Annotated in this window: 16 protein-coding genes; 8 read left to right on the top strand and 8 right to left on the bottom strand. The window is 71.4% G+C overall.

The window, feature by feature from the left end; all coding sequences use genetic code 11:
• Positions 1-7: 7 nt before the first annotated feature.
• The 3 genes from E1262_RS03625 to E1262_RS03615 all read right to left on the bottom strand — a co-directional run bounded on the left by E1262_RS03625 (position 8) and on the right by E1262_RS03615 (position 2,912).
• Complete coding sequence (locus E1262_RS03625; protein ID WP_132101665.1) at positions 8-1,060, bottom strand: hypothetical protein; 1,053 nt, start codon at positions 1,058-1,060, stop codon at positions 8-10.
• Positions 1,061-1,073: 13 nt separating this feature from the next.
• Entirely contained in the window at positions 1,074-1,643 is a 570-nt protein-coding gene (locus E1262_RS03620) for a hypothetical protein (protein ID WP_203453503.1), read from the bottom strand.
• A gap of 243 nt (positions 1,644-1,886) precedes the next feature.
• On the bottom strand, positions 1,887-2,912 hold the full coding sequence (locus E1262_RS03615) for a LacI family DNA-binding transcriptional regulator (protein ID WP_132101664.1): 1,026 nt from the start codon (positions 2,910-2,912) through the stop codon (positions 1,887-1,889).
• 292 nt (positions 2,913-3,204) lie between these two features.
• Here E1262_RS03615 and E1262_RS03610 point away from each other — a divergent pair, with 292 nt between their 5' ends.
• From E1262_RS03610 to E1262_RS03590, 5 genes are all read left to right on the top strand, one after another.
• The gene (locus tag E1262_RS03610) at positions 3,205-4,518 is read left to right on the top strand and encodes an ABC transporter substrate-binding protein (RefSeq protein ID WP_132101663.1); all 1,314 of its coding nucleotides are present in this window, start codon (positions 3,205-3,207) and stop codon (positions 4,516-4,518) included.
• Between the two features lie 80 nt (positions 4,519-4,598).
• The gene (locus E1262_RS03605; RefSeq protein WP_203453502.1) at positions 4,599-5,540 is read left to right on the top strand and encodes a carbohydrate ABC transporter permease; all 942 of its coding nucleotides are present in this window, start codon (positions 4,599-4,601) and stop codon (positions 5,538-5,540) included.
• Positions 5,541-5,550: 10 nt separating this feature from the next.
• Complete coding sequence (locus E1262_RS03600; RefSeq protein WP_132101662.1) at positions 5,551-6,375, top strand: carbohydrate ABC transporter permease; 825 nt, start codon at positions 5,551-5,553, stop codon at positions 6,373-6,375.
• 66 nt (positions 6,376-6,441) lie between these two features.
• Positions 6,442-8,382 (top strand): glycoside hydrolase family 127 protein, encoded by a 1,941-nt coding sequence (locus tag E1262_RS03595; RefSeq protein ID WP_203453501.1) that lies wholly within the window; start codon positions 6,442-6,444, stop codon positions 8,380-8,382.
• Between the two features lie 23 nt (positions 8,383-8,405).
• Positions 8,406-9,086 (top strand): RraA family protein, encoded by a 681-nt coding sequence (locus E1262_RS03590; RefSeq protein ID WP_132101661.1) that lies wholly within the window; start codon positions 8,406-8,408, stop codon positions 9,084-9,086.
• 48 nt (positions 9,087-9,134) lie between these two features.
• Here the strand turns inward: E1262_RS03590 and E1262_RS03585 are convergent, their stop codons facing one another.
• From E1262_RS03585 to E1262_RS03565, 5 genes are all read right to left on the bottom strand, one after another.
• Positions 9,135-9,581 (bottom strand): PTS sugar transporter subunit IIA, encoded by a 447-nt coding sequence (locus E1262_RS03585; RefSeq protein ID WP_132101660.1) that lies wholly within the window; start codon positions 9,579-9,581, stop codon positions 9,135-9,137.
• Entirely contained in the window at positions 9,578-9,886 is a 309-nt protein-coding gene (locus tag E1262_RS03580; protein WP_132101659.1) for a PTS sugar transporter subunit IIB, read from the bottom strand. Before E1262_RS03580 ends, E1262_RS03585 begins: the two co-directional genes overlap by 4 nt.
• Before the next feature lie 7 nt (positions 9,887-9,893).
• Positions 9,894-11,321 (bottom strand): PTS ascorbate transporter subunit IIC, encoded by a 1,428-nt coding sequence (locus tag E1262_RS03575; protein WP_132101658.1) that lies wholly within the window; start codon positions 11,319-11,321, stop codon positions 9,894-9,896.
• Positions 11,322-11,420: 99 nt separating this feature from the next.
• On the bottom strand, positions 11,421-11,825 hold the full coding sequence (locus E1262_RS03570; RefSeq protein WP_132101657.1) for a pilus assembly protein CpaE: 405 nt from the start codon (positions 11,823-11,825) through the stop codon (positions 11,421-11,423).
• Positions 11,826-11,874: 49 nt separating this feature from the next.
• Positions 11,875-12,108, bottom strand: a complete 234-nt coding sequence (locus tag E1262_RS03565; protein WP_132101656.1) for a DinB family protein — start codon at positions 12,106-12,108, stop codon at positions 11,875-11,877.
• Positions 12,109-12,478: 370 nt separating this feature from the next.
• On the opposite strand from E1262_RS03565, the gene E1262_RS30750 reads away from it, so the two are divergent.
• The 3 genes from E1262_RS30750 (at position 12,479) to E1262_RS03550 (ending at position 14,779) form a co-directional block, all read left to right on the top strand.
• Positions 12,479-12,934 (top strand): helix-turn-helix domain-containing protein, encoded by a 456-nt coding sequence (locus tag E1262_RS30750; protein WP_203453500.1) that lies wholly within the window; start codon positions 12,479-12,481, stop codon positions 12,932-12,934.
• Between the two features lie 9 nt (positions 12,935-12,943).
• Entirely contained in the window at positions 12,944-13,363 is a 420-nt protein-coding gene (locus tag E1262_RS03555; RefSeq protein WP_132101654.1) for a VOC family protein, read from the top strand.
• A gap of 219 nt (positions 13,364-13,582) precedes the next feature.
• Positions 13,583-14,779, top strand: coding sequence for an AAA family ATPase (locus E1262_RS03550; protein WP_132101653.1), 1,197 nt, complete (start codon positions 13,583-13,585; stop codon positions 14,777-14,779).
• Positions 14,780-14,827 lie beyond the last annotated feature (48 nt).

Genomic DNA, 14,827 nt, shown 5'->3' with positions numbered 1-14,827 from the left:
CACCTCTTCACGCGGTGTCGGTGGTCACGTGTGGCCGGCCGTCCGCGCGGGCCGCGGCGGCGCCCTCGGCCCGAGCCTGGGCGAGCAGCTCCTCCAGCCGAGCTCGGCGCCGGCGCAGCAGGCGCCGCACGACGAGCACGAGCAGGACGAGCAGGAGCAGCAGCAGGAGCTGCGCGAGCGGAAGTGCCCACGCGGTCGCGGTCAGCGTCACCATGGCCGGCGCGGCGGACACCGTCGATGCCTCGTCCAGCAGCGGCTCGACGGCGAGCCGGGCGTCGACCGGCCCGAGCGGCCAGACGCCGGATACCCGCACCGACTGCTCGATCCGGCCGCCGGGTAGCAGCTCGCGCGGCTCGCCACCGTCCACCTCGTCCACGTCGCCGAGCAACGTGGTGGCGCCCGCGACCGCGGCCGCGGACGCGGCGACGGTGCCGGTGTTGACCGCCTCGTAGTGAACGACCAGGTCGCCCGGGGCGAACGGGTTCCACGACGGCTCGTAGGAGACGTCGATGATCGTCGCGTCCAGCGCCGCCACGGCCTCGCCGGCGACCGTGAGGTTCACCCGCACGCCGACCCGGCTCTCGACCGCCACCTCGGATCCGGTGGAGAGGATCGACGCCGCGATGCCGGCCGGGTGGTCGCCCGGCTCGGCGGTCTCGGGCACGGCGACCTCCACCGGGACGACGACCGACTCGCCGGCGCCGACCGTGGCCTGCTCCGGGACGCCGAGCCACGCGCCGCCGTCGATCGGCGGCGTGTCGGACGGCAGCATGTCGAAGCTGCCGCGCTCGGTGAGGTAGCCGTCGTTCGCGCTGATCGAGAACGTCACCGGCACCGCCGAGTGGTTGGTCACGGCGACGTGCTCGACGACCCGCTGGCCCGGCTCCAGCACGACGTCGATGACCCGGCGGCCATCCGGGCCGTGCTCGTCCGCCGGCCGCACCGACCACGTGATCGGCGCGTCGGCGGCGCCCGCCAGAGCGACCGGCGCGATCGGCGCGGCCGCGGCGAGCACCGCGGCCGCGAGCGTCCGCGTCACCGCGCGAGGAAGGCTGCTCATGGGCGCACTGAGGTCACTGGTCGAACAGCGACAGCGTCAGCACCGAGTGGTACTCGCCCGGCTCGACGTCCGTCGGCGTTCGCAGCGCCAGCTCGGCGGTGACGTCCCAGCTCCCGGTCTCCTCCTCCGCGCTGAACGTCGAGACCAGCAGCTCCTGGCCGACGAGGCCGACGGCGGGTGCGCTGGTGCCGTCGGGGATGACGCTGGAGACCGGCTCGCCCTCGGCGACGTTGCCGGTCGGCGAGGGCGACAGCAGCTGCGGCCGCCAGCCGAGGTGCTCCGCGCCGATGGTGTTGTCGCCACCGACGAAGTCGCTGGCCCGGCCGACGACGGCCCAGAACGCGCCGTCCGGGATCTCCTCGGCGGTGCGGGTGTCGCTGACCGTCACGGTCGGGAGCGTGCCGGTGAACTGCCGGGCGGTGTCGTCGGACCCCTCCTCGGTCAGGACGACGCCGTCGTTCAGCGCGACCGTGAGGGTGAGCTGGCCGGGTGGGGTGATGTCGTCGATGACGACCGACAGATCGACCCCCTCCTCCTCGTCCGCCACCGCTGCCGTCGCGGAGGCGGCGAGGCCAAGGGCCACCAGGCCGAGTGCGGCCAGGATCAGCCTGAAGGCCGACCGCGAGGTCCCAGGCGGCGGCGAGTCCAACGGGGAAAAGGAAATCAGCGGTCTGACATGACGTGTGCTCATCTTCGAACCTCTCCGTCGGTGAAGCCGGAGGGCCGGCCGATCGGCCGTCCCTGGAACGCACACTGCAAGGCACCGGCGGTGTTGTTAGCGTTCACACCACCGCCGGCGGACGTCCGGGCCGGGCTTCTCACGAGCTCACCCGGGCACGGTCGAGCCGCGGATCACCACCCGGGTGTCCAGCGCCTCGACCCCGGACCGTGGCTCGCCGTCGATGGCGGCGAACAGACGCTGCGCCGCCACCCGTCCGAGCCGTTCGAAGTTCATGTCGACGCTGGTCAGGGCCGGACGGGCGCCACTGGTGAAGATCTCCCAGTTGTCGAAGCCCATGACCGCGACGTCGTCGGGCACGGTGCGGCCGTGTTCCCGCAACGCGTCCATCACGCCGCGGGCCACCTGGTCGCTGCCGCAGAGGATGGCGTCGAGCTCGGGATGCTGGCCGAGCAGCATGGACGCCGCAGCGCGCCCCCAGCTCTCCGTCCACGACCCGAACCGGACCTCGCCGACCAGCGACAGGCCGTGGTCGGCGAGCGCGGCGAGCGCACCCTCGGCGCGCTCCTGCGAGGCACCGTAGGTGGGGTCGCCGGTGATGTGGGCGATGCGGGTGCGCCCGGTGGAGACGAGGTGGTCGACGGCGCTGCGGCCGGCGCCGACGTTGTCGACCACGATGGACAGGTCCTCGGGGTCCTCCGACGGCGCGTACGCGTAGACGACCGGGACCGGCAGCTCGCGACCGAGGGACGGCCGCGGGTCGGTGCGGCTGCCCACCACGATGAGGCCGTCGACCCGCCGGCTGAGCAGCGCCTGGACGTGGTGCTTCTCGCGGATGGCGTCACCACGGGCGTCACACAGGAAGACGGCCACGCTGTCGGCGCCGAACGCGTCTTCGGCACCCATGAGGATCGGGATGGAGAACCGGCCCTCGAGGTCGTTCGTGAGCAGGCCGACGGTACCCGTGCGATCGGCGAGCAGGCTGCGGGCCAGCTCGTTCGGCGAGAACGAGAGCTGTTCGGCCGCCTCGACGACGCGCGCGCGGGTCTCGGCGCGCACCTGCTTGCGACCGTTGAGTGCCTTGGACGCGGTGGCGACCGAGACCCCGGCCAGGCGGGCGACATCGTTCAACGTCACCTTGCGCGAGGCCGACGACGGCACGGCGTTGTTCATGCTGTGGGCGCCTCCATGGAGAACAATTTCGGCACACCATACAGCAGCGAACCGAAACCGACCAGAGGTGTTTTCAAGATCCGCGCACGTGACCGGACACTTGACGTTTCGGTCCAGCGAACTCGCACGCCAGAGAGGGTTGACGCGACTCCGCCAACCTCCTACGGTTCGCAGAAAGCCTTTTCGGCACTTTCGTTCTGACGCGGCTGGCGCAGCTCGACTCCCGCCCGTCGTCCCGGTGCCGGCCACGGAGGCATACCCATCAGATTCGGTCCCACCGGGGAGACGGACGATGCGACGTAGTACCAGGACACGGGCGACGACGGCCGTGACCGCTGCTGTGCTGGCGCTCGTGATGAGCGCCTGCGGCGGTGACGACGACACCGGCACCACGGGCGGCGACGACGACGGCGGCTCCTCGCCGGAGGCGCTGGCCGAGGGGGTCGACGACGGCAGCACCATCACCATGTGGACGCGGGCGGCCACCGAACCGCAGTCCCAGCGGCTCGTCGACGCCTACAACGCCAGCCACGAGAACCAAGTCGAGCTGACGGTCATCCCGACCGACGACTACCTGCCACGCGTCGGCACGGCCGCGGGCGCGGGCGAGCTGCCCGACGTGCTCAGCCTCGACGTGGTGTTCGTGCCGCAGTTCACCACCGCCGGCGCGTACCTCGACATCACCGACCGCATCGACGCGCTGCCGTTCGCCGACGACCTCGCGCAGTCGCACATCGAGGTCGGCACGCTCGACGACGCCAAGCACGTCGTGCCGCACACCATGGACCTGTCCGTGCTGTTCTACAACAAGAGCCTCTACGAGCAGGCCGGCCTCGACCCCGAGGCGCCACCCACCACGCTTCAGGAGTTCGCCGAGCACGCCCGCGCCATCGACGCCCTCGGCGGCGACGTCAGCGGGACGTTCTTCGGCGGCAACTGCGGCGGCTGCTACGTGTTCACCTGGTGGCCGAGCATCTGGGCCGCCGGCGCCGACGTCATGAACGAGGACGGCACGGAGTCCTTCCTCGCCGAGCCCGAGGCTCAGGCCGTCTACGACGTCTGGAAGGGCCTCGTCGAGGACGACATCGTCGCGCCGGGCACTCAGGACGAGGCCGGCCCGACGTGGACCGGTGTGTTCCCCGAGGGCAACATCGGCATCATGCCGATGCCGTCCACGACGCTCGGCCTCATGCCCGACACGTTCGAGACCGGCGTGGCGCCGATCCCGGGTGTCGACGGCGGCGAGTCGACGTTCGTCGGCGGTGACGCGGTCGGCATCTCCAGCAACAGCGAGATCCCGGACGCGGCGTGGAACTTCATCGCCTGGACCCTAGGCGACGAGGCACAGGTCGAGGTCGTGGCGCAGAACCGCGACGTCGTCGCCCGCACCGACCTCGCGTCGAACGAGTACTCCGACCAGGACCCGCGGCTGGTGACCATCAACGAGGTCGCCGGGGTCGGGCGCACGCCGTACTCGCTGCGGTTCGGCGAGACGTTCAACGACCCGCAGGGCCCGTGGCTGCCGCTGGTGCGCAACTACGTGTTCGGCGACGGCACGACGCTGGAACAGGACAACGAGGCGGTCGACGCGTCACTGCAGAGCTGACCGGCTCCCGGTGGGGCCGCTCCCTCCGCGGCCCCACCGGTCCCCGTCCCGCCGCCCCAGCAAGAGGAAGGACCCATCGCTTGGCCAGCCCAGTCCTGCGGGAGTCCGCAGCCCCGCCGGCGCACCCGACCCCGAGCTCCCGGGCGTGGTGGCGCACCAGGACGTTCAAGGGAGCGATGTACGCCGCGCCCGCCGCTGTCTTCGTGCTGCTGCTGTTCGTGGTCCCACTGCTGCTGGTGGGCCAGATGTCGGCCAGCGAGTGGCCGCTGCTCCAGGGGAGCCGGGGCATCAACCTGCCGGACAACTACGCCGGCATCGCCGACGACCGGCTGTTCTGGCCCGCGGTGGGGTTCACGCTGAAGTACACCCTCATCGTCGTGGTGGTGCTGCTGGTCCTCGCGATGGGGATGGCACTGCTGGTGCAGGAGCGCCGCCGCGGCGTCGGGTTCCTGCGCACCGCGTACTTCCTGCCGGTCTCGCTCGGCCTGGCGTCGGCGTCGCTGCTGTTCTGGGGGTTCTACAGCCCGCAGATCGGCCCGATCGACCCGCTGCTGGAGTGGCTGGGCATCACCGACGAGCCGATCCGCTGGATCGGAACGCCGAACATGGCGCTGTTCTCGTCGATCGTGCTGGTGGTCTGGAAGTTCGCCGGGTTCTTCATGCTGATCCTCATGGTCGGGCTGCAGTCGATCCCGAACGAGGTCTACGAGGCCGCCCGGGTCGACGGCGCCAGCAAGGTTCAGTCGTTCTTCCGCATCACGCTGCCGCTGCTGCGCCCGTCGATCGCCCTGTGCCTGATCATCTCGATCACCGGGTCGCTGCTGGCGTTCGACCAGTTCTTCATCCTGACCAACGGCGGTCCGGACAACTCCACCACCACCGTGGTGATGATGATCTACCGGGAGGCGTTCCGCCGGTTCGACCTCGGCTCGGCAGCCGCGCTGTCCGTGGTCGTGCTGCTCGTCCTCCTGATCATCAACATCGCCCAGTTCCGCTACCTGCGCCGCGGCGCGGACGAGTGAGGGGCGACGGATGAGACTGCAGCAGGTCATCGGCCGCACCTCGTTCTGGGTGTTCGGCGGCGGGCTGGCGATCATGTTCCTGGTTCCGCTGATCTGGACCGCCGTCGCCTCGGTGTCGCCGCACGGCGCCACCGCCCAGCAGGAGGGCTACGGCTTCAACAACTACCGCACACTCACGGAGTACGACGCGGGGCTGCCCACCTACCTGTGGAACAGCGCGTACGTCTCGATCCTCACCGTGGTGTTCACCCTGGGGCTGTCGCTGCTGGGCGGTTACGCGTTCGCCCGGTTCCGGTTCCCCGGCCGCGACGCGCTGTTCCTGCTGATCATCGCGATCCTCATGGTCCCGTACGCGACCCTGCTGGTGCCGCTGTGGGTGCTGCTGGGTGAGCTGGGGATGCGCAACTCGCTGTTCGGCCTGGCGCTGGTGCTGACGCTGTACCAGCTGCCGTTCTCGATGTTCATGATGCGCATCTCGTTCGAGGCGGTCCCGCGCGAGATCGAGGAGTCCGCGCTGGTGGACGGCTGCGGCACGTTCGGAGTGCTGCGCCGGGTGCTGGTGTTCGCGGTGTGGCCGGGCATGATCACCGTCGGGCTGTTCGCGTTCCTGCACGCGTGGAACGACTTCATCGCGCCGCTGTTCATGATCAACGACAGCTCGCGGTACCCGCTGTCACTGGCCATCGCCACGCTGCGGCAGCAGACCATGGGCGCCGTCGACTTCGGCGCCACCCAGGCTGGCGTCGTGATCATGGCGCTGCCCTGCCTGCTCCTCTTCGTCCTCCTGCAACGGCACTACGTGCGCGGCTTCATGTCCGGAGCACTGAAGGGATGAGAGTCGCGACGCGGCCACTCTCACCGTCCTGCCGTCCCATCGACCCCTCCTGGAGGTGAATGCATCGTGCCCGCCGACCTGACCGCCGATGCCGGAGCCCGCGACGACACCGGCGGCCGGCCCGTGGCGCCGAGCACCGGCCGGCTGCGCCCGCTCGGACTGCGCGAGGTGCGGATCACCGGGGGCTTCTGGGGCCACCGGCAGTCCGTCAATGCTGCGGCCACGCTGGAGCACAACCTGAGCTGGGAGCGCCGGGTCGGCTGGATCGACAACTTCGCCGCCGTCGTGGAGGGCCGGGTGGGCCGGGACCGCCGCGGCCGCGAGTTCTCCGACTCCGACGTCTACAAGCTCATCGAAGGGATGGCCTGGGAGGTCGCCCGCACCGGCGACACGTTCGCCGCGGCGTCGATCGCCGAGCTGTCCAAGGTGATCGAGCGGGCGCAGGAGCCCGACGGCTACCTCAACACCGCGTTCGGCCACCCCGGTCAGGGCGATCGCTACTCCGACCTCGAGTGGGGCCACGAGCTGTACTGCTACGGCCACCTCATCCAGGCCGGCGTCGCGCTGCTGCGCACCGGCTTCGACAGCCCGCTGGTCGAGGTCGCGGTCCGGGCGGCCGACCACGTCTGCGACACCTTCGGGCCGGACGGCAATCAGGGTTTCTGCGGGCACCCCGTCATCGAGATGGCGCTGGTCGAGCTGTACCGGGCCACCGGCGAACGGCGCTACCTCCACCAGGCCAAGCTGTTCGTCGACCGCCGCGGCCACGGCACGCTCGCCGACATCGAGTTCGGCCGGGCGTACTTCCAGGACGACGTCCCGATCCGCGACGCCGACGCGTTCCACGGGCACGCCGTCCGCGCGCTCTACCTCGCCTCGGGAGCCGTCGACGTCGCGGTCGAGACCGGCGACGACGAGTTGCTGGCGGCGATCGAGCGGCAGTGGGAGGCGACCGTCGCCCGGCGCACGTACGTCACCGGCGGCATGGGCTCGCGGCACATGGACGAGGCGTTCGGCGAGGACTTCTTCCTGCCGCCGGACCGCGCGTACTCCGAGACCTGCGCCGCGGTGGCGTCGGTGCAGCTGAGCTGGCGGCTGCTGCTGGCGACCGGCGACGTGCGGTACGCGGACCTGACCGAGCGGACGCTCTACAACGTGGTCGCGACCTCGCCCGCCGACGACGGCCGCTCGTTCTTCTACGTCAACACACTGCACCGCCGCCACGTCGGCCCGCTGCCGGCGACCGACCGGCACCACCCGCGGGCGGAGTCGAGCGTCCGGGCGCCGTGGTTCGACGTGTCCTGCTGCCCGAACAACCTGGCCCGCACGTTCGCCAGCCTGTCCACCTACCTCGTCACGGCCGACGACGACGGCCTGCAGGTGCACCAGTACGCCGACGCCGAGGTGTCGACGCGGCTCGGAGAAGGCCGGCGGGTGGGGTTCGAGATGCGCACCGGCTACCCCGACGACGGCGCCGTCGTCCTGCGGGTCACCGAGACGTCGCCGGCACCGTGGACGCTGTCCGTGCGGGTGCCCGCGTGGGCCGCCGACGGCGCGGCGCTGATCGAGCCGGACGGCACCCGCCGTCCGGTCGGCCCGGGCGTCGCGTCCGTGACCGCCGCATTCGCGATCGGCGACGAGGTGCGGCTGGAGCTACCCCTGGAGCCGCACTGGGTACGCCCCGACCCCCGCATCGACGCGCTTCGCGGCACCGTCGCCGCCGAGCGCGGCCCGCTGGTGCTGTGCGCGGAGTCGGCCGACTTGCCCGCCGGCCGCGACGTCGATGCCGTCCGGGTGGACCCGGCGGCCCCACTCTCCCCCGACGGCGACGGCTCGGTCCTCGCCGTCGGGGCGCTGGCCTCTGTCGACGACGGCAGCTGGCCGTACGCCGCGGATGCCGGCACCGACGCTGCCACGACGCCGGCCCGGATCCGGCTGGTGCCCTACCACTCGTGGGCCGCGCGCGGGCCGTCGACGATGCGGGTCTGGCTGCCTGTTCAGGAGTGAGCGCCTCTGACTAGAGTCCGAGGATGTTCGAGAACCTGACGACCGCCCACCTCGCCGACGCCTGCCTGCGGGCCGGGGTGCCGGTGCGGTGCGCGCCGCTGCCTCCCGTCATGCCCGGCTGGCGGGCCGCCGGCCGGGCGCTGCCATGCGTGCACGTCGGCAGCGTCGACGTGTTCCTCGAGGCATACGAGTCGGCCGGCCCGGGCGACGTGCTGGTGATCGACAACGGCGGCCGGCGCGACGAGGCGTGCGTCGGCGACCTCGCGGTGCTCGAGGCCCGCGCCGCCGGGCTGTCCGGCGTCGTCGTCTGGGGACTGCACCGCGACACCGCGGACGTCCGGGCGATCGGGTTACCGGTGTTCAGCCTGGGCGCGCTGCCCACCGGGCCGCAGCGGCTGGACCCGCGTCCGGCCGACGGCGGGCTGACGCGGGCCGCGGTGGCCGGCTTCGAGGTCAGCCTCGACGACGCCGTCCTCGCCGATGACGACGGCGTGGTCGTGGTGCCGTTCGACCGTGCCGAGGAGCTGACGGCGCTGGCGGCGGCGATCCGCGACGCCGAGCGGCAGCAGGCCGAACTCGTCCGCGGCGGCACGACGCTGCGCGACCAGCTGCGGTTCGCCGACTACCTCGCCCGACGCCGCACGGAGCCTGACCTCACGTTCCGCGCCCACCTCCGGGCCATCGGCGGTGCCATCGAAGAGTGAGCCCCGCCGCCGCTGGCCCGGAAATGAGTGACATCACTGGGCCGGCGGCTACCCGACGGCGGACAGCGCGCGCACCGCGGTGCCGCGGTCCGGCGCCAGCCGGAGCTGGTCGGCGAGGCCGGTGAGCAGGTGCTCGGCCAGGTTCTGCAGCAGCGCCAGGTGCGCGCCGTCGTCCGGAGAGCCGAAGGCCAGCACGACGTCGACGGGGTCGTTCTGGTCATGGCCGAACTCGACCGGCGTCGCCAGCACGGCCGCCGACAGGCACAGCCGAAGCACGCCGTCGTCCGGGCGGGCGTGCGCCAGCGCGATGCCGGGCGCCAGCACCATGTACGGTCCGTGCTCCTCCGCGATCGCGATGCAGCGCTCCGGATAGCGCGGCTCGAGTGCGCCGGCGCTCACCAGCGGCGCGCACGCCGCGTGCACCGCGCCGCGCCAGTCGGCGGCCCGCACGCCGACGACGGCGTCGACCACCGGGCCCGCGGCGGACTCCGTCACGACAGCCAGCCCTGCGCCCGCAGCGCCTCGTCCAGCTGCCGGCGCAGGCCGTCGACGTCCATGAAGTTGCTGATGGCGAGCACCACCGGGGCGACCGAGGCGAGGTCGTCGGCGTGCAGGCCCTGCGCGATCGCGACGTCGGCCTTCATGCCGCGCGCCGACGACACGTCGGTGTGCTCGACCTTCGCCTCGACCCCGAGCGACTTCAGCGCCTTCTCGGCGTTCATCTTGAGGATCAGGCTGCTGCCCATGCCGACGCCGCAGACGGTCAGGACGGTCAGCGGGCGGCTCGGTGCTGGCGACATCGGTGACTCACCGTTCTCTCGACGCTTCGGACTGCTCCTCCGACTCTGCCAGGGCAGCGTCCTCGCGGCGCTGCAGACGCTTGAGGAACCACGTCCACACCCCGAAGACCGCCACCACGACGAGACCGGCCAGCAGCACGCCGTTGTCGCCGAACCCGGAGAACAGCTCGCCCAGGCCGAGCAGCAGCAGAATCATCAGGTACCAGTCCGGGTCGGCCAGGGTGGCCAGCTCCGGCGCGGTGTCGGACAGCAGGTTCCAGCCCAGCCACTGCCCGAACGCCAGTGAGACGCCGGTGACGATCCCGGCCAGCACGGCGCCGCGCCAGCCGCCGAACGCGTTGCCGAACACCGCCGCGCCCGCACCGACGAAGAACAGCATGATCATCGGTGGCACCAGGACGAACCAGCCGGCCGCCGCGAAGACGCCCATCAGCACGAGGAACGTCGCCGTCGTCGAGACGAAGCCGACCATGACCGCGGTCGGCGCCACCGGGAAGATCGTCGGCGCGTCCAGCGCCGGCCGCGAGCCCGGGATCGCCTTCTCGCTGATGCCGGTGAACGCCGGCACGATCTCGGCCAGGAACATCCGCACGCCGTAGAGCAGGATCGCGATGCCGGCGGCGAACCGCAGCGCCGCGATGACGCCCCACACCCACGGGTTGATCTCGGGGTCGTACGCGTCGGCCTGGGCGTCGACCACGCCGGAGTCGGCGAACGCCAGCCCGACCAGCATGATCAGCCCGATGACGACCGCCGTCGACACGGTGATGTCCTTGAAGAACGACAGCCGCTTCGGCAGCCGCACCCGCTCGACGTCGTGTCTCTGCGGGTCGCCCACCAGGGGCGCGAGCTTCCCGCTCAGCCAGGCCACCGACGAGCTGGTGTGCCCGTAGCCCCAGTCGTCGGAGGAGATGACCCGTCGCATCATCGGCGCGATGAACAGCGGCTGGACGGTCCAGTAGCAGCCGGCCACGACCGACCCGACCAGCACCAGCTGCCAGCGGTCCAGCTCGCCGAAGACCTGCACCAGCGACGCGGTGATGACGACGGCCATCCAGAACAGCAGGTGGCCGGTCAGGTAGACGTAGCGCGTCCTCAGGACACGGACCAGCACCAGGTGCACCACGAAGCCGAGCGTGATGACCAGCGCGACGTCGCTGCCGTGGGTGCCGAGGAACTCGTCCAGCGTGTTGCTCGACGACGGCGGGTCCAGGCCGACCGCGCTGGAGACGATCGCCTGGAACGACGCCAGCCCGCCGACGAACACGTCGACGCCGATGAACAGGATGATGATGCCGATCGTCGCCCGGATCGCGCCGCCGACGACGTCCTCGACCGGCTTGCGCTGCAACAGCAGGCCGACGGCGGTGATGAGGCCGATGAGGATCGAGACCTCGTTGAACAGGTTGGTGGCGATGAACTCGAGAACGTCCACGGATCGTGTCTCCCCGGAGTCGGCGCTACGAGACCCCCCGTTTCGTTGCGCGAGACCCTACTGGTCCAGACCAATCCTCGGCAACCGCCGGACGCGGGGTCAGTCGCCGGTGGCGAGGTACAGCAGCGCCTTGCCGTACGCCTCGTCGGCCCGATCGTCGTCGACCTCGACCGGGCGGCCGGCGACATCGAGCGTCACACGGTAGCCGTCGTCGATCCGCTCCAGCCGCACGAACGCGCCGCCGAGCAGCTCGCGCAGGCGCGACTCGGCGGGCAGCCAGAGCGCGGCCTCCTGTTCGACGCTGTCCAGCGCCCACTCGACGGTGCCGTTGAAGCCGATCACGCGCTCGCCGGACGGGAACTCGTGCACGTCGACGACCATGTGGCTGACGACGAAGATCTCGTCGTCCATGCCGCGGTCGGCGATGACGAAGCTGTCGCCGGGACGGGGTTCCCAGCGCAGCCCCGCCTCACGCAGCTTCCGGGCCAGCTCGACGGAGATCACGTCCCTATTGTCCCCCGGCAGCCACGGAGGAGACGCTGGCCGTGCGTGGTCAGCGGCGGCGGCCGAGCAGGCCGAGCAGCTTGGTCTGGTCGTCAGCGTCGTCGGGAACGCGCACCTCCGGGCCGCAGACGCCGGGCCGGCACAGGTTGTCGCCCAGCTGGCGCACCATCGGCAGCAGTTCGCCGACGTCCCCGGCAGGGATGGTGTCGTCGAGGCCGGCGCCGCGGGCGATGTCCCAGCCGTGCACGACGAGGTCGAAGCCGAGGAACTGGTCGGCCGTCACGGCGACCGCCCTCGTACGGGGTGTTCGCGCGCTCGCGGTGGTCGAGCAGTTCCTGCATGGCGTCGCGGATGTGCCGCCAGGCGGCCACCGGGTCGTCGGCGGCGGCCAGCCCGAGTGCGGCGTTCTCCGGCGGGACAGGCCGGCGCGCATCGCCCCCAGCGCCAACCACCAAACAGTCTCTCCCCCGTTGATCTTGGAGTTGTTCGGCCATTGCGGGGCGATATGTCCGATAGATGGCCGAACAACTCCAAGATCAACGAAAGGGCGGGGCCGCACGACCTCCAGCGCGCTTGTCACAGCAGGCAACCGTGCAACGCCTTTGGGCCGACGCCTGCCTCGCCCATTCCGCGCGAGTTCTTATTCTTGGCGGGTGAGGCTGAGCGCGACCGAGGACGCCAACCGCCGGCTGCTCCGGGCCCGAGACGCGATCGATCGGCACTTCGCGGAGTCACTGGACGTTGCCGCGCTGGCGCGAGTCGCGCTGATGTCGCCGGCACACTTCATCCGGGAGTTCAAGGCCACCTTCGGCGAGCCGCCGCATCGTTACCTCCAACGCCGGCGCGTCGAGCGGGCGATGGCCTTGCTGCGCGATTCCGCGGTGAGCGTCACCGAGGTCGGTCTTGCGGTCGGGTTCGCCAGCACCGGGACCTTCAGCAGGACCTTCAAGTCGGTGGTGGGGGAGTCGCCGTCGACGTACCGCGCACAAAGCCGGCCGCTGCCGGCGCCCGGCTGCTTCGTGCGCGCCTGGACCCGGCCTTCGGCACGTGCCGGTGCGGCTGCGGGATCGAGCAGTTTCGGAGAAGCGACCGCGGCGACCGACCTCTAGCGTTCTCCCATGTTCAACGCGATCAGCATCACCACGGTCCCCGTCGTGGACCAGGACGAGGCCCTGGCCTTCTACGTGGGCAAGCTCGGCTTCGAGGTCACCAATGACGTCGACATGGGATTCATGCGCTGGCTGACCATCGCCCTGCCCAGCGATCCCGAACGGCATCTCCTCCTCGAGGTGCCCGGGCCGCCTGCGCTCAGCGAGGAGGTCGCCGGCCAGGTCCGCGATCTGCTGACCAAGGGAGCGCTCGGCGTGGCGTGCGTCCTCACCACCGACGACTGCCGCAAGGCCTTCGAGGAGCTGTCCGGCAAGGGGGTGGAGTTCACCCAGGAGCCGACAGAGCAGCCCTACGGCATCGACTGCACGTTGCGCGACCCGTTCGGCAATCACATCCGGGTCACCCAGCACGGCGCGGGCACCGTCTGAGTACGCGTACCCAGGCCGATTGAGCGCCGGCGCTCAAGACGCACCGGGCGCCGCGCTGGTGAAGCGCCTGGACCAGGCCAGGGTCGACAAGCTGATCGCCGAGCACGACCCGTTCCGCGAACCCGTCTGAGCCGGGGCGACCCGAGCAACCGCGACACGCCTATGGTGTCGTCTAGCGAAATCTACGGCTCTCGCTAGACGACACCATAGAGTCCGATCATGGACCCGGTGCGCAATCCCTACGCCCCCGGCGCCGGTCAGCGCCCGCCCGAGCTGGCCGGCCGCGACCGCGAGCTGCAGCAGTTCGACGTCGTGCTGGAGCGGATCGCGCGCGGGCGGCCGGAGCGCTCGCTCGTCCTCACCGGGCTGCGCGGCGTCGGCAAGACGGTGCTGCTGAACGCGCTGCGGTCGCAGGCGATCGGGCGGATGTGGGGCACCGGGAAGATCGAGGCCCGGCCGGACCAGTCGCTGCGCCGCCCGCTGGCCAGCGCGCTGCACATGGCGGTCCGCGAGCTCACGCCGCGGCACCGCGACCCCGACCGCGTCGACGGCTTCCTCGGCGTGCTCAAGGCGTTCGCGCTGCGCTCGGCGGGCGACGACGCCAAGCTGCGCGACCGCTGGCAGCCGGGCATCGACGTGCCCGCGGCGGCCGGGCGGGCCGACACCGGCGACATCGAGGTCGACCTCGTCGAGCTGCTCGTCGACGCGGCCGGCGTCGCACGGGACGTCGGGGTCGGCATCGCGCTGTTCGTCGACGAGATGCAGGACATCCCGCCCGCCGACGTGTCCGCCCTGTGCGCCGCCTGTCACGAGCTGTCGCAGCAGGGGCTGCCGCTGGTCGTCGTCGGGGCGGGGCTACCGCACCTGCCCGCCGTCCTGTCGGCGTCGAAGTCGTACTCCGAGCGGTTGTTCCGGTACGTGCGCATCGACCGGCTGGACCGCGCGGCGGCCGACCGCGCGCTGGTGGCGCCGGCCGATGATGAGGGCGTGACGTACGAGCCGGCGGCGCTCGACGCGCTCTACGAGGCGACCGAGGGCTACCCGTATTTCGTCCAGGCCTACGGCAAGGTCACGTGGGACAACGCGCCCACCGACCCGATCGGCCCCGACGACGTCCGAATGGCCGCGCCAGAGGCCCAGGCCGAGTTGGCCGTCGGCTTCTTCGGCTCGCGGTACGAGCGGGCCACCCCAGCCGAGCGGGAGTACCTGCGCGCCATGGCGGCGCTCTCCGACGACACCCACGGCGTCGTCCCCACGTCCGATGTCGCCACCTACCTCGGCCGCAAGCCGTCGTCGCTGTCGCCGGCCCGCGACTCGCTGATCAAGAAAGGGCTGGTGTACTCCGCCGAGCGCGGCACCATCGCGTTCACCGTGCCGCACTTCGGCCTCTACCTGCGCAGGCACGCCACCGTCTGACGGCCCATTCGGTCGTCTACGACCATCTAGCCACGGCGCTAGAGAACG

It is taken from the genome of Jiangella aurantiaca, assembly GCF_004349105.1.
GTDB classification, from domain to species: domain Bacteria; phylum Actinomycetota; class Actinomycetes; order Jiangellales; family Jiangellaceae; genus Jiangella; species Jiangella aurantiaca.
Note: the sequence above shows the minus strand (reverse complement) of the source record. Positions and strands in the feature narration are given on the sequence as shown.